Source organism: Mesorhizobium sp. B283B1A (genome assembly GCF_020165735.1).
Taxonomy (GTDB): Bacteria; Pseudomonadota; Alphaproteobacteria; order Rhizobiales; family Rhizobiaceae; genus Mesorhizobium; species Mesorhizobium opportunistum.
In genome coordinates this window covers 1-22,576 of sequence record NZ_JAIUIQ010000072.1, presented here as the reverse complement: position 1 = coordinate 22,576, position 22,576 = coordinate 1, and the positions used below count along the sequence as shown (strand labels likewise).

Annotated in this window: 27 protein-coding genes and 1 tRNA gene; 18 read left to right on the top strand and 10 right to left on the bottom strand. The window is 62.0% G+C overall.

Annotation, left to right across the window (positions count from 1 at the left end):
* Nucleotides 1-47: 47 nt before the first annotated feature.
* Both LB577_RS32180 and LB577_RS32175 read right to left on the bottom strand, forming a co-directional pair.
* Nucleotides 48-323 (bottom strand): hypothetical protein, encoded by a 276-nt coding sequence (locus tag LB577_RS32180; protein ID WP_023766717.1) that lies wholly within the window; start codon nucleotides 321-323, stop codon nucleotides 48-50.
* 190 nt (nucleotides 324-513) lie between these two features.
* Nucleotides 514-789: a hypothetical protein gene (locus LB577_RS32175; protein WP_224690442.1), complete on the bottom strand. Its 276-nt coding sequence runs from the start codon at nucleotides 787-789 to the stop codon at nucleotides 514-516.
* A 232-nt stretch (nucleotides 790-1,021) separates the two neighbouring features.
* Between LB577_RS32175 and LB577_RS32170 the strand changes: the two genes are divergently transcribed.
* The 6 genes from LB577_RS32170 to LB577_RS32145 all read left to right on the top strand — a co-directional run bounded on the left by LB577_RS32170 (nucleotide 1,022) and on the right by LB577_RS32145 (nucleotide 5,423).
* Complete coding sequence (locus LB577_RS32170) at nucleotides 1,022-1,870, top strand: patatin-like phospholipase family protein (protein WP_224690440.1); 849 nt, start codon at nucleotides 1,022-1,024, stop codon at nucleotides 1,868-1,870.
* A gap of 231 nt (nucleotides 1,871-2,101) precedes the next feature.
* The gene (locus LB577_RS32165; RefSeq protein WP_023766714.1) at nucleotides 2,102-2,371 is read left to right on the top strand and encodes a DUF2282 domain-containing protein; all 270 of its coding nucleotides are present in this window, start codon (nucleotides 2,102-2,104) and stop codon (nucleotides 2,369-2,371) included.
* A 41-nt stretch (nucleotides 2,372-2,412) separates the two neighbouring features.
* Entirely contained in the window at nucleotides 2,413-3,447 is a 1,035-nt protein-coding gene (locus LB577_RS32160; RefSeq protein WP_224690438.1) for a DUF692 domain-containing protein, read from the top strand.
* Nucleotides 3,434-4,219 (top strand): DNA-binding domain-containing protein, encoded by a 786-nt coding sequence (locus LB577_RS32155; protein ID WP_224690437.1) that lies wholly within the window; start codon nucleotides 3,434-3,436, stop codon nucleotides 4,217-4,219. Before LB577_RS32160 ends, LB577_RS32155 begins: the two co-directional genes overlap by 14 nt.
* An 11-nt stretch (nucleotides 4,220-4,230) precedes the next feature.
* Nucleotides 4,231-4,707, top strand: coding sequence for a DoxX family protein (locus LB577_RS32150; RefSeq protein ID WP_224690435.1), 477 nt, complete (start codon nucleotides 4,231-4,233; stop codon nucleotides 4,705-4,707).
* 26 nt (nucleotides 4,708-4,733) lie between these two features.
* Nucleotides 4,734-5,423: an NAD(P)H-dependent oxidoreductase gene (locus LB577_RS32145; RefSeq protein ID WP_224690433.1), complete on the top strand. Its 690-nt coding sequence runs from the start codon at nucleotides 4,734-4,736 to the stop codon at nucleotides 5,421-5,423.
* 188 nt (nucleotides 5,424-5,611) lie between these two features.
* On the opposite strand, the gene LB577_RS32140 is transcribed toward LB577_RS32145, so the two are convergent.
* The 3 genes from LB577_RS32140 to LB577_RS32130 all read right to left on the bottom strand — a co-directional run bounded on the left by LB577_RS32140 (nucleotide 5,612) and on the right by LB577_RS32130 (nucleotide 8,449).
* On the bottom strand, nucleotides 5,612-6,454 hold the full coding sequence (locus tag LB577_RS32140; RefSeq protein ID WP_224690431.1) for an alpha/beta fold hydrolase: 843 nt from the start codon (nucleotides 6,452-6,454) through the stop codon (nucleotides 5,612-5,614).
* 341 nt (nucleotides 6,455-6,795) lie between these two features.
* Nucleotides 6,796-7,371 (bottom strand): CGNR zinc finger domain-containing protein, encoded by a 576-nt coding sequence (locus tag LB577_RS32135; protein WP_224690429.1) that lies wholly within the window; start codon nucleotides 7,369-7,371, stop codon nucleotides 6,796-6,798.
* Between the two features lie 121 nt (nucleotides 7,372-7,492).
* Nucleotides 7,493-8,449 (bottom strand): LysR family transcriptional regulator, encoded by a 957-nt coding sequence (locus LB577_RS32130; RefSeq protein ID WP_224690428.1) that lies wholly within the window; start codon nucleotides 8,447-8,449, stop codon nucleotides 7,493-7,495.
* Nucleotides 8,450-8,564: 115 nt separating this feature from the next.
* Between LB577_RS32130 and LB577_RS32125 the strand changes: the two genes are divergently transcribed.
* The 3 genes from LB577_RS32125 to LB577_RS32115 all read left to right on the top strand — a co-directional run bounded on the left by LB577_RS32125 (nucleotide 8,565) and on the right by LB577_RS32115 (nucleotide 11,271).
* Entirely contained in the window at nucleotides 8,565-9,110 is a 546-nt protein-coding gene (locus tag LB577_RS32125) for a carboxymuconolactone decarboxylase family protein (protein ID WP_224690427.1), read from the top strand.
* 292 nt (nucleotides 9,111-9,402) lie between these two features.
* Nucleotides 9,403-9,621, top strand: a complete 219-nt coding sequence (locus LB577_RS32120) for a DUF718 domain-containing protein (RefSeq protein WP_224690426.1) — start codon at nucleotides 9,403-9,405, stop codon at nucleotides 9,619-9,621.
* Between the two features lie 204 nt (nucleotides 9,622-9,825).
* Entirely contained in the window at nucleotides 9,826-11,271 is a 1,446-nt protein-coding gene (locus LB577_RS32115) for an adenylate/guanylate cyclase domain-containing protein (protein ID WP_224690425.1), read from the top strand.
* A 105-nt stretch (nucleotides 11,272-11,376) separates the two neighbouring features.
* On the opposite strand, the gene LB577_RS32110 is transcribed toward LB577_RS32115, so the two are convergent.
* Nucleotides 11,377-11,451 (bottom strand) — tRNA-Thr (locus LB577_RS32110).
* Nucleotides 11,452-11,610: 159 nt separating this feature from the next.
* On the opposite strand from LB577_RS32110, the gene LB577_RS32105 reads away from it, so the two are divergent.
* The 9 genes from LB577_RS32105 to yacG all read left to right on the top strand — a co-directional run bounded on the left by LB577_RS32105 (nucleotide 11,611) and on the right by yacG (nucleotide 17,246).
* On the top strand, nucleotides 11,611-11,811 hold the full coding sequence (locus LB577_RS32105) for a hypothetical protein (RefSeq protein WP_224690424.1): 201 nt from the start codon (nucleotides 11,611-11,613) through the stop codon (nucleotides 11,809-11,811).
* 128 nt (nucleotides 11,812-11,939) lie between these two features.
* Nucleotides 11,940-13,232, top strand: coding sequence for a UDP-N-acetylglucosamine 1-carboxyvinyltransferase (murA, locus tag LB577_RS32100; RefSeq protein WP_013893698.1), 1,293 nt, complete (start codon nucleotides 11,940-11,942; stop codon nucleotides 13,230-13,232).
* 194 nt (nucleotides 13,233-13,426) lie between these two features.
* The gene (locus tag LB577_RS32095) at nucleotides 13,427-13,861 is read left to right on the top strand and encodes a DUF2948 family protein (protein ID WP_023776486.1); all 435 of its coding nucleotides are present in this window, start codon (nucleotides 13,427-13,429) and stop codon (nucleotides 13,859-13,861) included.
* A gap of 7 nt (nucleotides 13,862-13,868) precedes the next feature.
* Nucleotides 13,869-15,161: a histidinol dehydrogenase gene (hisD, locus tag LB577_RS32090; protein ID WP_224690423.1), complete on the top strand. Its 1,293-nt coding sequence runs from the start codon at nucleotides 13,869-13,871 to the stop codon at nucleotides 15,159-15,161.
* A 6-nt stretch (nucleotides 15,162-15,167) separates the two neighbouring features.
* The gene (locus tag LB577_RS32085) at nucleotides 15,168-15,653 is read left to right on the top strand and encodes a UPF0262 family protein (protein WP_140572529.1); all 486 of its coding nucleotides are present in this window, start codon (nucleotides 15,168-15,170) and stop codon (nucleotides 15,651-15,653) included.
* The gene (locus LB577_RS32080) at nucleotides 15,641-16,096 is read left to right on the top strand and encodes a low molecular weight phosphatase family protein (RefSeq protein ID WP_084555549.1); all 456 of its coding nucleotides are present in this window, start codon (nucleotides 15,641-15,643) and stop codon (nucleotides 16,094-16,096) included. The genes LB577_RS32085 and LB577_RS32080 overlap by 13 nt, the downstream gene beginning before the upstream one ends.
* Before the next feature lie 87 nt (nucleotides 16,097-16,183).
* Complete coding sequence (infA, locus tag LB577_RS32075; RefSeq protein ID WP_006200926.1) at nucleotides 16,184-16,402, top strand: translation initiation factor IF-1; 219 nt, start codon at nucleotides 16,184-16,186, stop codon at nucleotides 16,400-16,402.
* A 23-nt stretch (nucleotides 16,403-16,425) separates the two neighbouring features.
* The gene (locus LB577_RS32070) at nucleotides 16,426-17,052 is read left to right on the top strand and encodes a Maf-like protein (protein WP_013893693.1); all 627 of its coding nucleotides are present in this window, start codon (nucleotides 16,426-16,428) and stop codon (nucleotides 17,050-17,052) included.
* Nucleotides 17,049-17,246, top strand: a complete 198-nt coding sequence (gene yacG / locus LB577_RS32065) for a DNA gyrase inhibitor YacG (RefSeq protein WP_023766678.1) — start codon at nucleotides 17,049-17,051, stop codon at nucleotides 17,244-17,246. Before LB577_RS32070 ends, yacG begins: the two co-directional genes overlap by 4 nt.
* Nucleotides 17,247-17,271: 25 nt before the next feature.
* Here the strand turns inward: yacG and LB577_RS32060 are convergent, their stop codons facing one another.
* The 4 genes from LB577_RS32060 to LB577_RS32045 are packed head-to-tail and all read right to left on the bottom strand — an operon-like array spanning nucleotide 17,272 to nucleotide 22,486.
* Entirely contained in the window at nucleotides 17,272-18,642 is a 1,371-nt protein-coding gene (locus LB577_RS32060) for an alpha-glucosidase/alpha-galactosidase (protein ID WP_224690422.1), read from the bottom strand.
* A gap of 18 nt (nucleotides 18,643-18,660) precedes the next feature.
* Entirely contained in the window at nucleotides 18,661-20,328 is a 1,668-nt protein-coding gene (locus LB577_RS32055) for an ABC transporter ATP-binding protein (RefSeq protein WP_224690421.1), read from the bottom strand.
* A 10-nt stretch (nucleotides 20,329-20,338) separates the two neighbouring features.
* Complete coding sequence (locus LB577_RS32050; RefSeq protein ID WP_224690420.1) at nucleotides 20,339-21,478, bottom strand: ABC transporter permease; 1,140 nt, start codon at nucleotides 21,476-21,478, stop codon at nucleotides 20,339-20,341.
* Nucleotides 21,479-22,486: an ABC transporter permease gene (locus tag LB577_RS32045; RefSeq protein ID WP_224690419.1), complete on the bottom strand. Its 1,008-nt coding sequence runs from the start codon at nucleotides 22,484-22,486 to the stop codon at nucleotides 21,479-21,481.
* Between the last annotated feature and the right edge of the window lie 90 nt (nucleotides 22,487-22,576).

Sequence of the window (22,576 nt, the reverse complement as noted above, 5' to 3'; positions counted from 1 at the left end):
CCCCCCCCCCCCCCCCCCCCCCGCTCTCTGGAAAGCCAGGGTGACGTTCAGCTGTTGCCGCCGAGCTGATGAACTTTCACGCAGAATTCGGCATGGGGCTTGCTCATCGCTGCGTCGTTGCATTCTTTCTTCATGGCATCCCGCTTGTCCTTCGACATAGCGCCCCAAGCTGCTTTGAAGTCGGCATCCGATTTCATCGTCTTCATGCCGGCGTCAGTGAAGAAAGGCTGCATGTTGGACGGCTCGTCGAGCACGCCGGCGAAAGCAACGCCGCTCAGAGCGGAAAGCGCGAAGGCGCCGAGACAGATAGATTTTACATTCATGGTATGATCTTTCTCTGAAGTTTAGCAATCATCCCATCGACGACTGCGGTAATATTCGTCAGCAATTCAGAACTCTGTGGTTCCTCCTCGCCAATACGAATTTTGTTGCAATCACTCAGTATTTCGCCAATGCCGTCCGCGTATGAAGTTTATACCGGCTCTGCATCCTGCGGATGCTCGGCGGCGGCCGCTATTTGGCATCATCCAAGGCGAGCACCTTGACGCAAAATTGCGCATGGGGCTTGCCCATCGCGGGATCTTTGCAGGCCTTGGTCATCGTGACCCGGTCATGCTTCGGCATGGCGAGCCAGGCCTTCTTGAAGCCAGCCATCGGCTTCATCGTTTTCATCGAGGCGTCTGTATAGAACGTCGGCAACGCAGCCAGATCGCTGAAGGGATCCGCGGCGGCGGCCCCGGCAAGCAGGCCGAGGGCTATCGCCCCCAGGCAGGCAGTTCGTACTGTCATGGCACGCTCCTTTCTGTGTGCTGAAGGCTCGCCGGCGACCTGCGTGTTGCAGGTTCAAAGCAAAATCCTGGGATTTGCCTGCCTTGCAAAACCTTGCGACGCACGAGGCGATGCAGCCAATGCAATCTGCCTATGGAGTTCATGCCACCTTGGCATTTCGCCGGCAGGAGAAGATGCGGCAGTCTTTCCATCAAACGCCCAGCTTGGCGCTTTTGGGATGGAGACTGAGACAATGCATATCCAGACCGGAATCGAAACCAACCAACTCATCGCTGCAGGACCTTCAGTGGCAGACATGCAAGTCGTGGACATTGTTCTGACAAGCGATGCACACGGCGCATTTGTCTGGGGTGTCCTCGACCGCCTGTTGGACGAGCCTGCCCTGTCCTTCGGCAACATCACGGCGTCCGGTTTCGGCGCAACTGAGGCAGCGGTTCTCGCCTATGGCTTGGCCGTGGGCGGTCGGCGTGGCGCCCGGACGGCGCTCACGAACTTCTGGCGACGCGTCAGTCATGCGTCGATGTTCGATGCAGCCAATCCGCTAAGATCGATCCTGGAACAGTCAATCGACATTGCGGAGATCCGCAAGACAGGCTGCCCGGTGAGCCTCAGCATTCAGGCTTCGAATTCCCGCACAGACGCCTTGAAGACCTTCGCCAGCGATCAATTGTCGATCGAGGCGATCCTGGCGGCGGCGACGATCCCCTTCCTCTTCCCGGCCGTGGAGATCGACGGCGATACCTATTGGGGCCACGGCGACGCTTCGACTTTGCCGTTGGTGCAGCCGTTTGAGACCGGCCATCGGCTGATCGTCACTGGTAAGGAATCATTGTCCATGACGCCCTGTGCGGATCGCCGTCTCGCCGCCAGTCCTTGCTCGATGATGTGCACGCCAATTCACTTCATCTTCGATAGCCAGCACCGGGCCGCCTCGGCGCTGTTCACGAGACCGTGGACCGACTGGGGTGAACTGACCGACATGCGCGACAGAGGACGGCAGCGAGCAGAGGATTGGCTTCTCGCCGATCATCTCTTTCAAGGCGAACGCCCGACCGCCAACACCGAAAATCGATACATCTAGGCGCCTCCCTCCCGCCTGTTCGCGCCTGCTTCGCTCCGCTCCCGAATGCGGGCGCCAAGCCCTTCGGTTCCCCGCCGGAGGGCTTTTGCTTGGCAGGGGCTTCAACATAGTGACCGCGTATCAAATCCATGCCGAGACAGCATTTCAGCTCGGCCGCCGGATCAGGGACACTGCTTGCAGACAGGCCGCAAGGTCGGTCTTTCCCTCGAAACGCAACCAGGAGACACGTCTGTGATCAACGCCAAAACCCTCATCGGATCGGCCCTAGCGGCCGCCACTTCGCTGGCCGCAACGGCCGCTTATAGCGGCCCGGCTGCCAAGCCCGCCTTCGCCTTCGAAAAGTGCTACGGCGTCGTCAAGGCTGGCCAGAACGACTGCCAGACCGCGACGCATTCCTGCGCCGGCACCTCCACCGCAGACAACCAGCCGGATTCGTGGCTCTACGTGCCCGCCGGCAGCTGCGCGAAGATCGCTGGCGGCAGCGACAAGCCTAAGGCCTGACCGATCAGACTTCGAGCCAACCCCTTGGAAGGAGCAGACCGATGTCCCGTGCATTTCAGCGCCTCTCGATCCCCGCATCAGCGGGCATCGGTCTTCGCTCACCTCACGTCAGCGAGATGCTGACCCGCAGACCCTCCGCTGGCTGGCTCGAAGTGCATGCCGAGAACTACATGGGACATGGCGCCGGCGTCGAGGCGTTGGACCGGCTGCGCCAAATCTATCCGCTATCGGTTCATGGCGTTGGCCTCTCGCTGGGCAGCGCGCGAGGAGTGGACCGCGATCATCTGGAAAGGCTGCGCAAGGTCTGCGAGCGCTTCCAGCCCGATCTCGTCTCGGAACATCTCGCCTGGAGCGTGGCCGACGGCGCCTACCTGAACGACCTGTTGCCGCTGCGCTATGACGAAGAGGCGCTGGCGATCGTGGCGCGCAATGTCGAGACCGTCCAGGGCGCGCTGGGGCGGCAGGTGCTGATCGAAAATCTGTCTGCCTATGTCGCCTTTGTGGATTCGTCTATGAACGAGGCCGAATTCCTGGCCGAGCTCGTCGCGCGGACCGGCTGTGGCCTGCTGCTGGATGTCAACAATGTCCAGGTTTCGGCGCACAACCTCCAATATGATGCAAAAGCCTTCATCGATGCGCTGCCAGTAGAGGCTATCGGTGAGATCCATCTTGCCGGACATGCGATCAATCACGTCGGGACCGACACCGTGCTCATCGACGATCATGGCTCGCGCGTGCCACCGGTTGTCTGGACGCTCTACCAGCATGCCATAAGTCGGCTTGGACCGCGCCCTACCCTGATCGAATGGGACACCGATGTTCCTGTTCTCGATGTGCTGCTCGGCGAAGCGATGTGGGCCGACATGCTTTCCGCTTCGATCATGTTCAACCGCAAGCAGGCCGCGAGACAAACGGCGGCCGCAAAACCCCGGCCACAGTCCACCCTCGTTTCCTTCGAAACCGAGGCAAGGACAGGCATGCCCGTGCTTGCGGCATTTGCCGCCGCCAAGGCCGGACAGGTCATGCTGTCAGCGTTGCCGCAAATAATACAGGGAGGATACCATGCTGCCGCTTGAAGACTTGCAGACCACCATGGCGCGCTCGGTGCTCTCCATGGAGCCGTTGGTCGCCGCAAAAATTTTGACCGCCGGCAAGGCCGATCCTTTGGCGCGCCTGCGTATCTACCAAAACAACACCCGCAGTTCGCTCACTTCGGTGCTGATGGCGGTGTTTCCCGTCACGGTTCGCCTTGTCGATGAACGGTTTTTCCGTTTCGTAGCCAGCGAGTTCATTCGACGGCATCCGCCGGTGGAGTCGCGGCTGGCGCGTTATGGCGCCGGCTTCCCGCGCTTCCTGAAGACGATCGACACACTTTCCGACATGCCGATCGTGGCCGAAACGGCTCGGCTCGAATGGACCATCGCAGAAGCGCTCGACGCCGTTTGCCTGCCGTCGCGAACCCTGGCTGAATATGACAGCACCAATCTGGGACCCTCACCCGATATCCTGTTGCAGCCCTCCCTGCGGCTGATCGTTTCGCACTGGTCGATCCTGTCCGTTTGGACGGCGCACCAGCAAGAGGCGATGATCGACCAGCAGAGTGCCTGGATAAGGCGCCCTCAACGCGTGGCGTTGTGGCGAGCCGGAGATAGCGTCCGGCTGGTCCTTCTCGATCGGGTGAACTTTGCGTTCCGGCATTCGCTGAAGCACGGCCTAGGCCTCGAACACGCCACAAGCCGTGCCCTCGCCCTCGATCCCTCATTCGATCTCGTGTCCGCGCTCGTGCGTCTGTTCGGCGACGGGCTCGTCACGGATGTTCGGATCCCGACGCATCCCCTCTCAAACTGATGGAGACAGTCATGACCGCGATACCCGAATATTCCTCGCCCAATTCTGGCGGCCTTGTCGGCCTCTACAGGCGCGTTATCAAACTACCCGACCGCATTCCGTTTTCGCTGATCCAGCTCGCCGCCCGCCTCGCGATATCGCATGTCTTCTGGCAGTCGGCGCAAACGAAGCTGGCCTCCTGGCCGGTGACGCTGCAGCTGTTTGCCAACGAATACAATCTGCCGTTCATCGATCCGTCGATTGCAGCGCCTCTGGCAACGGCTGCCGAAATCACGGGATCGGTGCTGCTCTTCCTGGGGCTGTTCTCCCGCCTTGGCGCACTGATGCTGCTCGGTGTCGTATCGGTAATCCAGATTTTCGTTTTCCCGGAGAACTGGGCCGAGCATCTGTTGTGGGCCTCGCTGCTCCTGCTCGTGCTGACCCGTGGCGCCGGCGTCTTTTCGCTCGACTACGTTGCGGAGCGGTCCTTTTCAGCATCCAGAAAATGAACATCTCGACCAGCTAGGGAAGCGCGGTGCGCATCTTCATCTTTCATGCCCACCCAGAGCACAACAGCTTCAACGGCGCCCTAACCCCCGCGGCGCAGGATGCACTGTCTGCGGCGTGGCACGAGGTCGTTATCTCCGATCTCTATGCCATGAGTTTCAATCCGGTATCAGATCGGCGCAACTTCACGACCATTCGAGACGCGAACTACTACCGCCAGCAGTCTGAGGAGGCGAATGCGGCTGCCCACGACGGATTCGCTCCAGACATCCAGGCCGAGATGGACAAGCTTTTCTGGTGCGACGCCTTGATCCTGCAGTTTCCGCTCTGGTGGTTCGGGCTGCCGGCGATCCTCAAGGGCTGGGTTGACCGAGTGTTCGCGTCGGGTGGCCGTATCTACGGCGGCGGCAAATGGTATGATCGCGGCGTCTTCGCAGGAAAGCGCGCGATGTGTTCCGTCACAATCGGCGGGCCTCCGCTGATATATTCCAACCGCGGACTAAACGGCCCAATCGCCGAGATCCTGTTCCCAATCAACCACGGGATGCTCTACTTTGTGGGTTTCACCGTGATCGAGCCATTCCTCGTGCATGCACCAGCGCGCATCAGCGACAGCGTGCGCCTGCAGTGCCTCGTTCGTTACCGCGAACGCGTCCTCGGGCTCCTGTGTGCGCCGACGATCGCGTATCCGAAGCTTGCCGACTTCGACGAAACCTAGTCTTGAAATCGATGTGAATGAAGCCTCGTGCAGTTGATCGGGACAGTGGCCGTCGGGGCCAGCACGTCCCGCTCTTGCGTCAAACCATCCTGGGACCGGCTGGCCGGGACATCCGCGGCTCCGCTTTTGGTGGAGGAACATGGGGCGCGGGGCTCCGACAAATGCATCGGAGCGCCGCCTCAAGGCGATCAATTGATCTTCGGCAATCGCGATAGGAATTCGAGCGAGGTTCCGGCGATCTCGTCACCATAGGTTTCGAGCGCGAAATGACCAGCGTCGTAGAGATGCACCTCTGCACCCGGGACCAGCCCCTTGAGATAGTCCACGCCCTTCAGCGTGAAATATGGGTCGTTCCTGCCCCAGACGATGAGGAGTGGCGGCTGTGCCAATTTCAGAAACTTACCCCACTCAGGATAGAGGGCGACGTTGGTCTGGTAGTCGTGGAAATACTGGAGTTGGATGTCGACATTGCCCGGCCGGTCGAGGCCCGCCTGATCGACGGTCCAAGCATTTGGCGACAGTTTGTCCGGTCGCGTGGTGCCGTGCGTGTATTCGAATTTCGTGGCGTCAGGGGTGAGAATGTCGCGGATTGGCTTTTCCGTCTCTGCGTTGCGTTTCACCCAAAAAGGCGAAAGCTGCTTCACCACGTCAGGGTTCCAGCCTTCGACGTTTGCGACTGCATTCTGTATGATCAGGCCACGCAGACGCTCCGGATGCTTGACCGCCAGCCGGAAGCCGACGGGGCCACCATAGTCCTGCATGAAGAGCACATAGTTCTTCGCGCCGACCGCCTGGGTAAAGTGGTCGACGATGTCGGTCACAGCACCAAACGTATAGGCAAAATGGTCAAGTGTTGGCGCCGAACTATAGCCAAAACCTGGATAGTCCGGCGCGATGACCCGGTAGTGTGTCGCGAGCCTGGGGATCAGGTTGCGATACATGTGCGAGGAAGAGGGAAAGCCGTGCAACAGCAAGACGACTGGCGCGTCCTTTGGCCCGGCCTCGCGATAGAAGATGTCGAGCCCATCCACCTTCACTGTCTTCGAAAGTGTCTCGACGTTGGCCGCTTGGCCCGCAGAGACGGATGGAATCGAAGCCACAGCAGCGAGTAGCGCGCCGGTCAAGCCGCCGCGCCAGGAGCGGGAAAGGGCGGAACTGCCGGGGAGAGATGGCGTCTGGAACATATTGCGAACCTTCGTAACCGTTAATTTTACGTTTTAATGGTGTCGAACTTATCGAAACCTGTCAAGGGCATTTTTAATGGTTACAGAAGGGGCGCCTCACGATACCGTGACGCGGCACCCGGTGCACGATTGCCCGTTTGTCTCTCGGACGGCTCTGACGGAGCCACCTCAATGGGTGTCGATTGGTGCTAGTCGCAGACTAGCTTCCTCGCGCGGTGCGTCTTGACCTTGTGGCGGTTGCCACACAGGGCCATGGAACACCAGCGCCGGGTCGCGTTGCGGGCGGTGTCGTAGAAAGCCAGTGTGCAGTCCGGCCCGCTGCAGTGGCGCAGACGATGTGGTTCGAAATCAGCGGCAAAGTCGGCAAAATCCTGCGCGATAGCAGCCAGCGCATCATTGCCACCCGTGGTCGCGGCAGCAATGGCCAGCACGCCGTCGCGAATCTGGAGTTGCTTGCGGACCGCAACCTCGCCCAGATGCCGGTTGACGGCGTCGATGGCTTGCTGGGGCGGCCTGGTTTGCCGGATCAGATGCGCCAACAGGGTCGTTAGGGCCGTCCGCAGGTCACGCGCGGGTCCGACGTCCGGCACTTCCCCTGTTGACGATGGCGGCAAGTCTGCGGCCGCAATCCAACGGCGCCACCCGTCGGGCGTTTCAAGGAAATCGCCCATTGTTGCGGTCGTCGAATTGACGAAGTCGATCCAGAGCCTGCCTGAGACGAAGGGCATTCCGTCCCGCAGCTCGCCGATCACTTGCTCACCCATCTTCGGCTCTTTTCCAATCATTTTAGTAGTGGCAATTGTAACCCTTTAATAAGTGTTAGAATGGTGTCGAACAAGGCCACACTGGACTTATCAGCCACATCCGCGGTTCGAACGCGGAGCCTCACCCCAGGGAGATACCTTGTGCATCAATGACGGATTGGCCATCAGTCATGCTTCGGCGGCAGAAGGGCTTTGCGCAAACGCGGGCCACAAAATCAAGAAAGGATCGCATCTTGAGGGGCAAAAGCCCCTGACCTGCATGGAGAAGGCTGACCGGCATGGATTCCGGCTCGAACCCTTCAAGAACGGCCACCAGCTTTCCTTGCTCGATCGCCTTTGCCGCTTGATAGGAGAGCACCCTGGTGACACCTACACCTGCCAAGGCCGCGTCGATCGCAGCTTCCGCGGTGTTCACTGAAAGACGTGAGCGGATGGCTACGGTCTGCTCAGCATTCGAACCTGGCATGGCAAAACTCCAGGATGTGGCGGATGCAAAGACATCGAACGTGACGCAAGAGACTCCAGAAAGATCGGCCGGCGCCTTTGGCACACCATGGTCAGCAAAATAGGCCGGACTGCCGTAGACAACGCGACGCACCGATCCTACCCGCGTCGCCACCATGCTGCTGTCTGGCAAAGGACCAATTCGAACGGCCATATCGACATGGTCGTCGATCAGATTCACATTTCGGTCTGAGAGCACCAACCGCACGTTGATGTCTGGAAAGTGCGAGAGGAAATCATTTATCGCCGGCAAAACATGCAGTCGTCCGAATACGACGGGTGCCGTAATGATCAGATCGCCCTTTGGCGCGTTGTATTCGCCGGAGGCGGTTCGCTCCGCCTCGCCCACTTGCTCCAGGATTTGCTTGCAGGCCGCGACATAGGCGGCCCCGCTGTCGGTCAGGATAAGCCGTCGTGTCGATCGGACGAGCAACCGGGTGTGTAGATAGGCCTCCAACTCTGCAACCTTGCGACTGATCGTTGGAAGGGGTGTTCCAAGTTTGCGCCCTGCCGCGGAGAGACTGCCGGTTTCGACGGCGGCAATCAAAATTGACATCGCTTCGAGACGGTCCATGAGCCAACTCTTCCAGTTAATGAGAGGTCATATCTTGTAGATATCCAATACTCTCACCTGCTGGAAGATAATAGGTAGCTTCTGTCGCACCGACATCATCGAACAGGAGAGAGAAATGTCCCGTATTGCCATCCCGAGCCGCGAAGCAGCCCCGGCCGCCTCGCAACCCATTCTCGACGCCGTGAACAAGCAGCTTGGTATCGTTCCCGGCCTTTTCCGCCTCGTTTCCATTAGCCCTGTTGCTCTGACGGGCATGACCAGCTTGTCCGGCGCGCTCACCAGAGCATTGGACGTGAAAACCCGCGAGCGCATTGCCTTGGCCGTTGCCCAGGTGAACGGCTGCGACTACTGCCTGTCGGCTCATACCTATCTCGGCCTCAACCTGGCAAAGATCAGTCCCGAGGAGATCGCGCTCAACCGCAAGGGCAGGTCGAGCGATCCGAAGGCTGACGCGGCGGTGCGTTTCGCGGCCAGGGTGGCGGAGACCCGCGGCAAGGTAAAGGACGCCGACATTGCGGCCGTGAAACTGGCGGGTTTTACCGAGGCCCAAGTCATCGAGATTGTCGCCATCGTTGCCGAGAACTTCCTGACCAACCTAATCAACAATGTGGCTGAGACCGATATCGACTTTCCTGTCGTTCGGGCCGCCGAAGCCGCCTGACCGACCGCACTTCCATCACTACGCCCGGTCGACCGTGTGAGGTTGGCCGGGCGATTTCGGTTCTGCTCGTCTGGCTCTGCCCCGCGTGCCGGTAACGATGCTGTGAGGCCGTAACGATCCTTCACCGTGGGCCGAATAAGAGGCGGTCGCCCTGGTCTGCCATGTCAAGCTTTCTCAGCATGTCGGGCTGTCTCAGTTCGCGCCGAACTTCAGGCACGCCGCACACAAAAGGGCATGCCGCCCGTAAGGCTGGCCAGGCAAGAGAGTCTTCGCAATCGATTGGCGGAAAGGCATGACTGCCTACAACGTCGTTCGGTTCCGCACCAAGCCGGGCAAGAAACAGGTATTCATCGATGCACACAAGAAGGCGAGCCTCGACGCCACGGGCCTCCGAAAGGCCGCTCTGATCAAGACCGGCGACCGGACCTTCTGCGTCGTCGGTGAATGGAACGACTTGGACAGCCTCGCGGCGGCACGGCCGCAGATGATCGGCCTTTTGGGCACAATGTGAGACATGCTGGAGGATCTCGGCGGCGACCTCGGCATTACCGATCCGGTCTCCGGAACGGTCGTCGCCGACATCAGGACCTGAAGGGGCCCAACTGGGGGCTTGGTGCGCACCCGTCTATCAAAATCAACGAGCGACGCACGAACTACTGGAGTCCGCTGAGCCTTCGACGTATAGGCTGTCGTGAGGCAAGGTTGAGGATCCGACGTGACGGTAGTCGACGATCGTCTTCTCGAAAGCAAGATGACCAAGGTGGAGCAGGCGCGAGCCTGGAGCCCACGCGTCATCTCGAAATTCGAGACGCTGATCAAGAGCGCCGACGACCACTCACTCTATCGCATTAATCCGCGGTCCTTTGCTCGCGACCGCGTAATCGCCGAGCCAGAAGCAATCGACCTCTTCCTTCATGCCACGCGCTGTGGGTTGTTCGACATGAGCTGGGATGTGCTGTGTCCCCAGTCCGGGATGGTGCTCGATAGTTTCGGCGCCCTGCGCACGCTGAAGACCCACTACGTCTGTGGCCTGTGCGACGTCTCGGGCGACACCGACCTCGACGACTTCATCGAGGTCACCTTCTCGGTATCGCCGAAATTACGGCGCCTGCCTTACCACGATCCCGAGACGCTCCCTGTCGAGGATTTTCACTGGAAGCTCCATTTCGGACATGACGGGCGGCTACCGGGCCAAGACGTTCGCTTTCTTGACGTTCTGCGCGGCTTCGTTCGGGGCATGACGTTTCTGCCACCCGGCACCACCACAGTTCTCCGCGGCGACCTGGGACCGGGCGCCCTTTCTGGCGTCAACGTCCAGACGCAGGCCGCGTTCGCTGTGCCAATATCAGGCGATCCGGTGTTCGCACCGACGCTTCTGAAAATCGATTATGACGGCAAACGCTTCTTGCCGGCTTTGCCCACTGTGCCACCTGGCCCGATTGTCATCGAGGTAGTGAATAGAGGGACAGTGCGAGGTTCGTTGCTTGTTATCAACTGGCCGCCCGAGCTTGTCGCGCTGACCACCAAGCCAGCGCTCGATTTCGAACCCTATGTTTCCGGTGGAGCGCTGCTTGCGCGGCAAACGTTCCGCCAGCTGTTCCGGTCCGAACGTGTCGACGAGAGAGAGGGGCTCGGCATCCGGCAGATCACCTTCCTGTTCACGGACCTAAGTGGTTCGACCGCCATGTATGAGCGCCTAGGTGACCTCAACGCCTACGCCTTGGTCCGCGAGCATTTCGCTCTGGTCAACGTGGCGGTTCAGCAACATTCCGGAGCGGTGGTCAAGACGATTGGCGACGCGGTGATGGCTGTATTCTCGCGGCCGTCGGATGCGATTTCGGCTGCACTTCACGTCTTTGAAGAAATCGATCGCTTCAACGGTGACCATGACGGGCCGGGGATCATTCTCAAGATCGGAGCCCACTGTGGACCGTCGATCGCCGTGACACTCAACGACAACCTCGATTATTTCGGCCAGACCGTGAATGTCGCCGCACGCGTGCAGTCCTTGGCGGAAGCCGGACAGGTCTGCATTTCCGAGGCGCTCTATTCCGCGCCCGGGGTTCGCGAAATGCTTGCCGGCCATCGTGTCGTGGCTTTTGACGCGCCCCTTCGGGGTGTGCAGGGTGACGCAACCGTCTATCGCATTACGCGTGGATAGACGCGTGTGGATAGACACGATTGCGTGCCAACGCCATTTCGCACCGCGTAGGAACGGGAACTCAGGGCCTCAGTCACGGTCTTGAGCAGTTCAAAAGGGATAGGCTGGTGCTGCGAGAGAGGATTGAACTCTCGACCTCTCCCTTACCAAGGGAGTGCTCTACCACTGAGCTACCGCAGCCGCTGATGGCGGGCTTCTGCCATATCGAACCGGCAAGCGCAAGGCCAAGTGCAACGCTTCTGTGAAAGCCTTTGCCGGATAGCTTTTAATGACATGGCGGCGCCACAATGTTGGCTATCCCTGAATGGGTGTCGGCCGACAGGCAGGCGGGACAGGACGATGAACGACAAGACAAATAAAGCCAAAAAGGGCGGCACGGGCCGGAAGGACCGGCTCGCCGGGCAATTGCGGGCCAATCTGCAGAAGCGCAAGGCGCAGTCGCGCTCACGCCGCATTGGCGACGCCGACAAGCGGCGCGCCGGGGAAGCCGACCAGCGGCCGGAGGGGCTCGGCGGAGCCAAGGAAATACAAAAAGATTAACTCAAATCGGCCACTCTTGGGCCAGGGTGGGCGAAATCCTATTTCTTGAACCACGCCGGCCAATGGTCTAGACGGGCCGATACTCAAACGATTGAACCGGCCTTTTCTGGCCGAGAGGGACGTTTTCCATGGATCGCATCAGAATTGTCGGCGGCAACAAGCTTGCCGGAAGCATTCCGATTTCGGGCGCGAAAAACGCGGCCCTGCCGCTGATGATCGCCTCGCTGTTGACCGACGACACGCTGACGCTGGAAAACGTGCCGCATCTGGCCGACGTCGAGCAGCTGATCCGGATCCTCGGCAATCACGGCGTCGACTATTCGGTCAATGGCCGCCGCGAGAAGCAGAATGAAGGCTATTCTCGCACCATCAACTTCTCCGCCCGCAACATCGTCGATACGACGGCGCCCTATGAACTGGTGTCGAAGATGCGGGCCTCGTTCTGGGTGATCGGCCCGCTGCTGGCCCGCATGGGCGAGGCGAAAGTGTCGCTGCCGGGCGGCTGCGCCATCGGCACGCGCCCGGTCGACCTGTTCCTCGAAGGCCTGCAGGCGCTGGGCGCCGACATCGATGTCGACACCGGCTATGTGCTCGCCAAGACCAGGAACGGCCGCCTTGTCGGCAACCGCTACGTGTTCCCGAAAGTCTCGGTCGGCGCCACCCATGTGCTGATGATGGCGGCGTCGCTGGCCAAGGGCGAGACGGTGCTTGAGAACGCCGCCTGCGAGCCCGAGATCGTCAACCTCGCCGAATGCCTCAATGCCATGGGCGCCAGGATCTCCGGCGCCGGCACGCCAACCATCACCATTGACGGCGTCGAAGCGCTTTCGGGCGCCCGCGTGCGCGTCATCCCCGACCGCATCGAGACCGGTACCTATGCCATGGCCGTCGCCATGACCGGCGGCGACGTGGTGCTCGAAGGCGCGCGTCCCGAATTGCTGCAGACCGCGCTGGACGTGATCGCCCAGACGGGCGCCGAGATCACGCAGACCAATTCCGGCATCCGCGTCAAGCGCAACGGCGCCGGCATTTCGCCGGTCGACGTGACGACGGCGCCGTTCCCGGCCTTCCCGACCGATCTGCAGGCGCAGTTCATGGGCCTGATGACGATGGCCAAGGGCAAGTCGCGCATCACCGAGACGATCTTCGAGAACCGTTTCATGCATGTGCAGGAATTGGCTCGGCTTGGTGCCCACATCACGCTTTCGGGCCAGACGGCGATCGTCGACGGCGTGGCGAAGCTGAAAGGCGCGCCGGTTATGGCCACCGATCTTCGCGCTTCCGTCTCGCTGGTCATCGCCGGCCTGGCCGCCGAAGGCGAGACCACGGTCAACCGTGTCTACCATCTCGACCGCGGCTTCGAGCGGCTGGAAGAGAAGCTCTCCAACTGCGGCGCGGTGATCGAGCGGATTTCGGCGTAAGGCAACTGCTTTCCAGCGCTGGCGATTGGCGAAAGCCGAAGCCACATCCAATCTCCCCCTTTGCGGGGGAGATCAGCGGTTCCGCCGATGACGCCGCCAGTTCATTGCTTGGGCCGGATTCCGTGCTGCGGTTGCACCGACCGGAAAGACCGCCTAACAGAGGGCTTAAACCAACTTTCAGGTGCACTTTCAGCATGGCAGCCCTCAAACTCATCGCGCTCGACGATCAGGATCTGAGCATTGTCTCGGCCCATGTCCAGGACGCCGTGATGAAGGTTTCGGACCTCGAATTCCTGCCTTCGGCCAAGCGTTTCGTGCTGACAATGAACCGCTTTGTCTGGGAGGCAAAGTCGGGCCTGTTTCGCCAGCACAATGAGCGGCGGCAGGCCGTACTGCATTTCGACCGGGTGCTCGGCGCCAAGACCAACGGCATAGCCCGCGACAAGCCGGCCGAGATCCTGTCCCTGCTGGCGATCAGCTTCATCGAGATCAGCAAGCCGGGCGGCATCGTCGAGCTGATCTTTTCCGGTGGCGGCACCATCATGCTCGATGTCGAGTGCATCGAGGCCCGCCTTGCCGATGTCGGCGGCGCGTGGGAAGCCACGTCGCGCCCCGTCCATAAGGCTTAAATATCCGATGGCCATCACGCTTCGTCAATCCGACGCCGATTTCGAGCAGCGTTTCGCCGCTTTCCTGTTGACCAAGCGGGAAGTCTCCGAGGACGTCGACGCCGCCGTGCGGCAGATCATCGCGTGCGTGCGTGCCGACGGCGATGCGGCGCTGATCGACTACACACAAAGGTTCGACCGTGCCGATTTGAACAGCCTCGGCATTGCCATGTCGAAGGAAGACATTGCGGCGGCCTACGAAACGGCCGACCCGAAGGCGGTCGAAGCGCTTGAATTCGCGCGCGACCGTATCCGCTCCCACCATGAGCGGCAACGGCCCAAGGATGATCGCTACACGGATGCCGCCGGGGTCGAACTCGGCTGGCGCTGGACGGCGATCGAGGCGGTCGGGCTCTACGTGCCGGGAGGCACCGCAAGCTACCCAAGCTCGGTGCTGATGAACGCCGTGCCCGCCCGGGTGGCCGGCGTCGAGCGCATCGTCATGGTCGTGCCGGCGCCGGGCGGCATCATCAATCCGCTGGTGCTGGTGGCGGCCGACATGGCAGGCGTGTCCGAGATCTACCGCGTCGGCGGCGCGCAGGCGATCGCAGGCCTTGCCTATGGCACCGAGACCATAAAGCCGGTCGCAAAGATCGTCGGGCCCGGCAATGCCTATGTCGCGGCGGCCAAGCGCCAGGTGTTCGGCACGGTCGGCATCGACATGATCGCCGGCCCCTCGGAAGTGCTCGTCGTGGCCGACGGCAGCAACGATCCGGACTGGATCGCCGCCGACCTGCTCGCCCAGGCCGAGCACGACGCGTCGGCGCAATCGATCCTGATCACCGACGAGCCGGCTTTCGGCAAGGCGGTCGAACAGGCGGTCGAGCGCCAGTTGCAGAGCCTGCCGCGAACCGAGACGGCGTCGGCGAGCTGGCGCGATTTCGGCGCGGTGATCCTGGTGCCAACGATCGACGCGGCATTGCCGCTGGTCGACCGCATCGCCGCCGAGCATGTCGAACTGGCAATCGACGACGCAGAAGGCTTCCTGTCGCGGATGCGCAATGCCGGCGCGGTTTTTCTCGGCCGTCATACGCCGGAAGCCATTGGCGACTATGTCGGCGGCTCCAACCATGTGCTGCCGACGGCGCGCTCGGCGCGCTTCTCGTCGGGCCTGTCGGTCCTCGACTTCGTCAAGCGTACCTCGATCCTCAAGCTCGGACCGGAACAGTTGCGCCTGCTGGCGCCCGCGGCGGTCGCGCTGGCCAAGGCTGAAGGGCTCGACGCGCATGGCCGCTCCGTCACTGTCCGGCTGAATATGTAGGCCGATATGACGGGCTCCGATCAAAGCCGCGCAAAACTGATCGATGTCGAACTCGATGAATCGATCGGCCGTTCGACGCCCGATGTCGAGCATGAGCGGGCGGTGGCGATCTTCGACCTGATCGAGGAGAACAGTTTTCAGCCCGTCAATGACAGTGGCGCCGGTCCCTACCGGCTGAAACTGTCGCTGGCCGAGCAGCGCCTGGTGTTCGCCGTGGCGCGCGAGGACGGCAGCGCGGTCGTCACCCATATCCTGTCGCTGACGCCACTGCGGCGCATCGTCAAGGATTACTACATGATCTGCGAAAGCTATTACGACGCCATCCGCTCCTCGACACCGAGCCATATCGAGGCGATCGACATGGGCCGCCGGGGTTTGCACAATGAAGGCTCGCAGACGCTGATGGACCGGCTTTCTGGCAAGATCGACATCGATTTCGATACGGCGCGCCGGCTGTTCACGCTGGTCTGCGTGCTGCACTGGCGGGGCTAATCCTGGCTATCCTGCCCCGCTCGATCCTGTTCCTGTGCGGCATGAATGCCGTGCGCTCGCCGATGGCAGAGCAGCTGGCACGCCGGATGCTGCCCGCCACCACCTTCGTCGCTTCGGCCGGTGTGCGCGCCGGCGAGCGGGACCCATTCGTCGATGCCGTGCTGGCCGAGGACGGTCTCACGCTGGGCGAGCGCCATCCACGGACGCTGGACGAGCTCGAGGATGACTATTTCGACCTCATCGTGACGCTGGCGCCGGAGGCGCACCATGCGGCGCTGGAGCTCACCCGCTCGCTTGCCGTCGAGGTGGAATATTGGCCGACACCGGACCCGACCGGTGCCGGCGGCACGCGCGAGCAGATCATGGCCAGCTATCGCGACGTGCGCGAGCGGCTGAAAGCCCGGATCGGCCGCAGGTTCGTCGCTCCAGACCATCCGGATTAAGCGTGTTCACAAGCGAACGATTATCATATAGGTTCCGCCGAAATTCCAGCCGGGGCGCTGGAATTGCCATCCAAGCAAAGGTATCGAATGCCGAAGGAAGAAGTCCTCGAGTTTCCGGGTGTCGTGACGGAATTGTTGCCCAACGCGATGTTCCGGGTAAAGCTCGAAAACGAACACGAGATCATCGCCCATACGGCCGGCCGCATGCGCAAGAACCGCATCCGCGTGCTGACCGGCGACAAGGTTCTGGTCGAGATGACGCCATACGACCTGACCAAGGGCCGCATCACCTACCGCTTCAAGTAAGATCAGGGCTCGACCGGAACGCGATGAGCATTTTGCAGAAGCTGGTGCTTGCCTCGGGTTCGCCGCGCCGTATCGAACTCTTGCAGCAGGCCGGCATCGAGCCGGACCGCATCCTGCCAGCCGATATCGACGAGACGCCGCTGCGTGCCGAACATCCGCGTTCGCTGGCCAAGCGGCTGTCGAAGGAAAAGGCCGAGAAAGCGTTCGCGTCGCTGAAGACCGAGACGGACCATGCGCCAAGCTTCGTGCTGGCCGCCGACACGGTGGTCGCGGTCGGGCGGCGCATCCTGCCCAAGGCCGAGACGCTCGATGATGCCGCCAACTGCCTCGGCCTGCTGTCGGGCCGCTCGCACCGGGTTTATTCGGGCATCTGCCTGATCACGCCGGGCGGCAAGTTGCGCCAGCGGCTGGTCGAGACGCGGGTGCGCTTCAAGCGGCTGCCACGCGAGGAAATCGACGCCTATGTCGCGTCCGGCGAGTGGCGGGGCAAGGCCGGCGGCTACGCCGTCCAGGGTCTCGCCGGAGCTTTCGTCGTGAAGTTGGTCGGCTCGTACACCAACATCGTCGGCTTGCCGCTCTACGAGACGGTGGCGCTGCTGTCGGGCGAGGGCTTCAAGATCCATCAAAACTGGTTGTCCCCACGGCTATGAGCCCCGACGACAAAGTGACCCCGCTGCGCCCCAAGCGCCCCTGCCCCGAATGCGGCAAGCCCTCGGCGCGCGAGACCTACCCATTCTGCTCGACGCGCTGCAAGGACATCGACCTCAACCGCTGGCTGAAGGGCGCCTATGTCATCAAGGCCCGTGACGACGAGGAAGAGCCGGACGCCGACGAGCCGAAATAAAGCGGCCATCGGCGACATGCTCTGATCAGGCCGCTTCCGTCTTGCGCCTCACACGCGCCCAGGCCGGCAGCCAGTCGCCGTGAGCGGCCAGGAGATCATCGACCAATGACCAGATCTGGTCGAGATCGAGTTCGGCCGATGTGTGCGGGTCCATCATCGCTGCATGATAAATATGCTCGCGGTTCTCGCTCATCAGCGCCCGCACCGTAAGTTCCTGGACGTTGATGTTGGTGCGGATCAGCGCCGTCAGTTGCGGCGGCAGGTCGCCGATGTAGGTCGGCTGGATGCCGGAGGCATCGACAAGGCACGGTACTTCGGCGGCGCAATCGCGGGGCAGCGAGGTGATGCAGCCATTGTTGCGGACATTGCCGTAGATCACCGAGGGTTCGCCGGTCCACACAGAATTCATGATCGAGGAGGCGTATTCCCGGGACGGCTCCACCTCGATACGGTCGGCCGAGCGATAGGCCTGCGCCTGGTCCTTCCAGTGCTCGATCTGTTCGATGCAGCGTTTGGGGTATTCATCGAGCGGAATGCCGTATTTCTCGATCAAATCGGGGCGACCGTCCTTGATGAAATAGGGCGTGTATTCAGCGAAATGCTCCGAGCTCTCGGTGACGAAGAAGCCTAGCCTGGTCAGCATCTCGTAGCGCACCTTGTTGGGGCAGCGCGGATTCCAGCCGGGCTTGGGCGCGCGGCCCTCGCGATAGGCGCGTACGAGATCGGGATAGAGGTCGCGGTAGGAGCCGTCCGCCTGCCGATGCTCGAACTTCAGGTAGAAGGCCATGTGGTTGATGCCCGCCGAGCGGTAGCGGATTTCCTCGTAGGGAAGGTCGAGATCGTATGCCAATTCCATCGCCGTGCCCTGCACCGAATGGCAGAGACCGACCTGTTTGATATCAGGGTATTTCTCCGATATCGCCCAGGTGTTGATCGCCATCGGGTTGACGTATTGCAGCATGATCGCCTCAGGGCAGACGACAAGCATGTCCTCGCAGATCTTCCACAGATGCGGAACGGTCCGCAGGCCCCGCATGATGCCGCCGACGCCGAGCGTGTCGGCGATCGTCTGGCGCAGGCCGTATTTCTTCGGCACTTCGAAGTCGGTGACGGTGCAGGGCTCGTAGCCGCCGATCTGAAAGGCGACGACGACGAAGTCGGCCCCGGCGAGTGCCTTGCGCTGGTCGGAGTAAGTCTCGGCCTTCGCCTTGACGCCGAGCGTCGCGATCAGCTTGTTGACGACGACGGCGCTCTCCTCCAGCCGCTGCGGATTGATGTCCATCAGCGCGATCGTCGCGCCCGACAGCGACGGACGCTGCAGCACGTCGCCGACGATGTTCTTCATGAACACCGTCGAGCCGGCGCCGATGAATGTGATCCTGGGATTTTTTGCCACGCTAACCTCCGGCTATGTTCAGGCCACGTCGAAAGCGGCCCTGACGAGCCGTTCGGTGTAGGCGGTCTTGGGATTGGAGAGGATCTCGTCGACAGGCCCCTGCTCGACGATCTTGCCGTGCTGCATGACGATGACGCGGTGGCAGAGCGCCCGCACCACCTTCAGGTCGTGCGAAATGAAGAGGTAGCTCAGGCCGCGCTCGTCCTGCAGCTTGCGCAAGAGGTCGATGATCTGGGCCTGGACGGAGAGGTCGAGCGCCGAGGTCGGCTCGTCGAGCAAGATGAATTCGGGTTCGAGCGCGATGGCACGGGCAATGGCGATACGCTGGCGCTGGCCGCCGGAAAATTCATGGGGAAAGCGCGACAGGATGTCGCCGGGCATGCCGGCGCTGACCAGTGCCTCGCGCACCCGCTCGACCCGCTCGCGCCGCGTCGCGCCGATGCTGTTGACGATCAGCCCTTCCTCGATGATCTGGCCGATCGTCATGCGCGGATTGAGCGAGGAGAAGGGATCCTGGAAGACGATCTGCATGCGCGAACGCAGCGGCCGCATCTCGTTGCGGGACAGGCCCTGGATCGGCTGGCCGTCGAAACGGATTTCGCCGCGCTTGGCGTCGATCAATCTCAGCAAGGCCTGGCCGAAGGTGGTCTTGCCGGAACCGGATTCGCCGACCAGTCCCAGCGTCTCGTGGCGGCAAAGTTTGAGGCCGAGATCGTCGACGGCGACCAGTTCGCGCCAGTCCGGTTTCAGGAAGGTGCCGTGGCGCAGCATGAAGCAGACGCGCACGCCATGCGCCTCGAGGATGGTGCCACTGCCATCCGGCAGCGGTTGTGGCCGTCCGCGCGGCTCGGAAGCCAGCAGCCGCCTGGTGTAGGGGTGCTGCGGATCGGCGAACAGCCGTTCCGTGACATTGTGCTCGCACATTTCGCCATGCTGCATGACATAGACGTAGTCGGAAAATTTGCGCACCACGGTGAGATCATGGGTGATCAGGATCACCGCCATCCGCAGCTCTTTCTGCAGATTGCGGATCAGGTTGAGGATCTGCGCCTGGACGGTGACGTCGAGCGCTGTGGTGGGCTCGTCGGCGACCAGCACGTCGGGATTGTTGGCGAGCGCCATGGCGATCATCACACGCTGGCGTTGCCCGCCGGAGAGCTGGTGCGGGTATTGCTTGAGCCGCGCTTCCGGCTCGGGGATCTGCACATGCCGCAGCAGCTCGAGCGCCCGCGCCCAGGCTTGCCTGCGGCCCACCTTGCGGTGCACCCTGATCGCCTCGACGATCTGGCTGCCGACCGTGTAGATGGGATTGAGCGAACTCATCGGCTCCTGGAAGATCATCGAGATGCGGTCGCCGCGCAGCTTGCGCCGGTCGCGCTCGGCGAATTTCAGGATGTTCTGGCCGTCGTAACAGACGCTCGATCTTGGCGACACGGTGGCGCGCCGCGACAGCAGCCCCATGACGGTGCGCGCCGTCACCGACTTGCCGGAGCCGGATTCGCCGACGATGGCGATCGTCTCGCCGCGATAGAGCTGGAACGAGACGTCCTTGACCGCCTCGACGACACCGTGCTCGACCTTGAAGGCGACCTCGATGTTGCGGGCATCGATGATCGGCTCGCCCTGGCGCCCGTCATGGTCGTGGCGGACGGCAGGTGCGAAGGTTTCGGCGAGCGCGACGGTCATTCCTGTCACCTCAATAGGGGTCGACGGCGTCGCGCAAGCCATCGCCCAGCGCGTTGAAGGCAAAGACGGTGACGAGCACGAAACCGACCGGCGACAGGATCCAGGGATAGGTGCCTATGACGGAATAGGTCGCGGTGTCCTGCAGCATCAACCCCCACGAGATCAGCGGCGGCTTGACCGCGAAGCCGAGGAACCCGAGGAAGGATTCCAAGAGCACCACCGTCGGGATCGCCAGCGTCACGGCAACGATCACGTGGCTCATCACATTGGGGAAGATGTGCTGCATGATGATGCGCCGGTCGGTGGCGCCAACCGCCATAGCGGCGCGCACATATTCGATCCGCGCCAGCGCCAGCGTCTTGCCGCGCACCTCGCGCGACATCTGTGCCCAACCCAATGCCGACATGACGATGATGACGAAAGCGAGGAAGACATTGGTGGGCGCGGTGACCGGGATCAACGTCGTCAGCGCCAGATAGAGCGGCAGTTGCGGGAAAGCGAGCACCAGTTCGACAAAGCGCTGCATCCAGACATCGAACCGGCCGCCGAAATAGCCGGAGACCATGCCGACGGTGGTGCCGATGACGGTGATGATGAAGACCACCGTCAGCGCGATCATGAGCGAGACGCGCGAGCCGTGGATGGCGCGCGACAGGACATCGCGGCCAAACTTGTCGGTGCCGAGGAAATGCACCGGCAGGCCGTCCATCGAGGCGAAGAAATGCCGGTTGGCCGGAATGAGCCCGAAGAGCCTGTAGGGTGCGCCCTCGACGAAGAAGCCGAGCAGCCTTGGATGGTCGTAGTCGGGGCCGACGATGGGCTGGAAGGTGACCGGATCGAGATCCGCCGAATCGGCGAGTGCATAGACCCTCGGCCGCATGACGAGATTGCCGTCCCTGTCGTGGAAGGAAGGCACTTGCGGCGGCGCGAAGCCGACATCGGTCGCCTTCGGATCCATCGGCGCCACGAACTCGGCGAACACCGCCATCACCAGCAGCAGCACGACGAGCCAGAGCCCGGCCATGCCGGTCCAGGAGCGCTTCAGCCGGCGCCAGACAAGCGCCATGTAGCTCTCGTTGCCGCGCGCCGGTATGGCTATGATGGGCCCTTCGGCCGGCAGCGGTGGGGGTGACGGATCGCGCGCCAGCATCTACCCCTCCCCGAACTGGCGCACGCGCGGATCGAGCAGGACGAGCAGCATGTCGGCGATGATGTTGCCGACGATCAGCGTCGCCGACAGCACCATCATGAAGGTCGCGGTGACATAGACATCGCCGACCGCCATGGAGCCGACGATCGCCGGGCCGACGGTCGGCAGCGCGAAGATGATCGCCGTCTCGATTTCGCCGGTGAGCATGTAGGGCAGCACCACGCCCTGATACATGACGAGCGGATGCAGTGCGTTGGGCACGGCATGGCGCATGACGACGGCGCTGCCGGTCAGGCCCTTGGCTCTCGCCGTCTCGACATATTGGGCGTTGAGCGTATCCAGCAAATTGCCGCGCATGACGCGCATGTTGTAGGCGAGGCCACCGAAGGTGGCGATCGCCACCACGGGCCAGACATGCTTGACGAGGTCGGCGAACTTGCCCCACGACCACGGCGCGCCGCCATATTGCGGCGAGAAGAACGAGCCTATCTCGGACACGTTGAACTGGAAGACCAGCAGATAGACGATGATCAGCGCCATCAGGAAGCGCGGCACCGTCATGCCGAGGAAGGAGATGGCCGACAGCGTCGAGTCGATCCAGGTGTATTGCCGGGTCGCCGCCCATATGCCGAAGGTGATGCCCAGCACCGAAGCGAGGAGATGGCAGACCAGCGCCAGGATGAGAGTGCGCGGCAGCCGCTCGCCGACGACGTCGGCAACCGGCTTGTTGTAGTAGAGGCTGTAGCCGAAATCGCCGCGGGTGACGATGCCGCCGATCCAGTTGAGATACTGGACGGGCAACGGCTTATCGAGGCCATGTTCGATACGATATGCGTTGGCCTGAGCGTCGGCTTGGGCGAAGGAGGCGCCACCCTGGTTGATCAGCTGCGAGCGGATGTAGTCGGCATAATCGCCCGGCGGCGCCTGGATGATGGCAAAGGTGACGAGACTCAAGATGGCGAGGACCGGTATCGCCGACGCTATGCGCATAGCCAAGAATCGCAGCATGGAGGGTCCGCTTCCTCATCTTGCCGGACGCGCCGCTTGGGGCGTTCGGAGGTTGGTTTTTCCCGGCCGCGCCCTCAGCGCGGCCGGGGC

Excerpts from the sequence above, each read along its gene's own strand:
- murA (WP_013893698.1), top strand. The coding sequence starts at position 11,940 with ATGGATCGCATCAGAATTGTCGGCGGCAACAAGCTTGCCGGAAGCATT.
- LB577_RS32155 (WP_224690437.1), top strand. The coding sequence starts at position 3,434 with ATGCTGCCGCTTGAAGACTTGCAGACCACCATGGCGCGCTCGGTGCTC.
- LB577_RS32175 (WP_224690442.1), bottom strand. The coding sequence starts at position 789 with ATGACAGTACGAACTGCCTGCCTGGGGGCGATAGCCCTCGGCCTGCTT.
- LB577_RS32085 (WP_140572529.1), top strand. The coding sequence starts at position 15,168 with ATGACGGGCTCCGATCAAAGCCGCGCAAAACTGATCGATGTCGAACTC.
- LB577_RS32180 (WP_023766717.1), bottom strand. The coding sequence starts at position 323 with ATGAATGTAAAATCTATCTGTCTCGGCGCCTTCGCGCTTTCCGCTCTG.
- LB577_RS32170 (WP_224690440.1), top strand. The coding sequence starts at position 1,022 with ATGCATATCCAGACCGGAATCGAAACCAACCAACTCATCGCTGCAGGA.
- hisD (WP_224690423.1), top strand. The coding sequence starts at position 13,869 with ATGGCCATCACGCTTCGTCAATCCGACGCCGATTTCGAGCAGCGTTTC.
- infA (WP_006200926.1), top strand. The coding sequence starts at position 16,184 with ATGCCGAAGGAAGAAGTCCTCGAGTTTCCGGGTGTCGTGACGGAATTG.
- LB577_RS32120 (WP_224690426.1), top strand. The coding sequence starts at position 9,403 with ATGACTGCCTACAACGTCGTTCGGTTCCGCACCAAGCCGGGCAAGAAA.
- LB577_RS32105 (WP_224690424.1), top strand. The coding sequence starts at position 11,611 with ATGAACGACAAGACAAATAAAGCCAAAAAGGGCGGCACGGGCCGGAAG.
- LB577_RS32070 (WP_013893693.1), top strand. The coding sequence starts at position 16,426 with ATGAGCATTTTGCAGAAGCTGGTGCTTGCCTCGGGTTCGCCGCGCCGT.
- LB577_RS32050 (WP_224690420.1), bottom strand. The coding sequence starts at position 21,478 with ATGCTGGCGCGCGATCCGTCACCCCCACCGCTGCCGGCCGAAGGGCCC.
- LB577_RS32160 (WP_224690438.1), top strand. The coding sequence starts at position 2,413 with ATGTCCCGTGCATTTCAGCGCCTCTCGATCCCCGCATCAGCGGGCATC.
- LB577_RS32055 (WP_224690421.1), bottom strand. The coding sequence starts at position 20,328 with ATGACCGTCGCGCTCGCCGAAACCTTCGCACCTGCCGTCCGCCACGAC.
- LB577_RS32125 (WP_224690427.1), top strand. The coding sequence starts at position 8,565 with ATGTCCCGTATTGCCATCCCGAGCCGCGAAGCAGCCCCGGCCGCCTCG.
- LB577_RS32045 (WP_224690419.1), bottom strand. The coding sequence starts at position 22,486 with ATGCTGCGATTCTTGGCTATGCGCATAGCGTCGGCGATACCGGTCCTC.
- LB577_RS32135 (WP_224690429.1), bottom strand. The coding sequence starts at position 7,371 with ATGGGTGAGCAAGTGATCGGCGAGCTGCGGGACGGAATGCCCTTCGTC.
- yacG (WP_023766678.1), top strand. The coding sequence starts at position 17,049 with ATGAGCCCCGACGACAAAGTGACCCCGCTGCGCCCCAAGCGCCCCTGC.
- LB577_RS32150 (WP_224690435.1), top strand. The coding sequence starts at position 4,231 with ATGACCGCGATACCCGAATATTCCTCGCCCAATTCTGGCGGCCTTGTC.
- LB577_RS32095 (WP_023776486.1), top strand. The coding sequence starts at position 13,427 with ATGGCAGCCCTCAAACTCATCGCGCTCGACGATCAGGATCTGAGCATT.
- LB577_RS32130 (WP_224690428.1), bottom strand. The coding sequence starts at position 8,449 with ATGGACCGTCTCGAAGCGATGTCAATTTTGATTGCCGCCGTCGAAACC.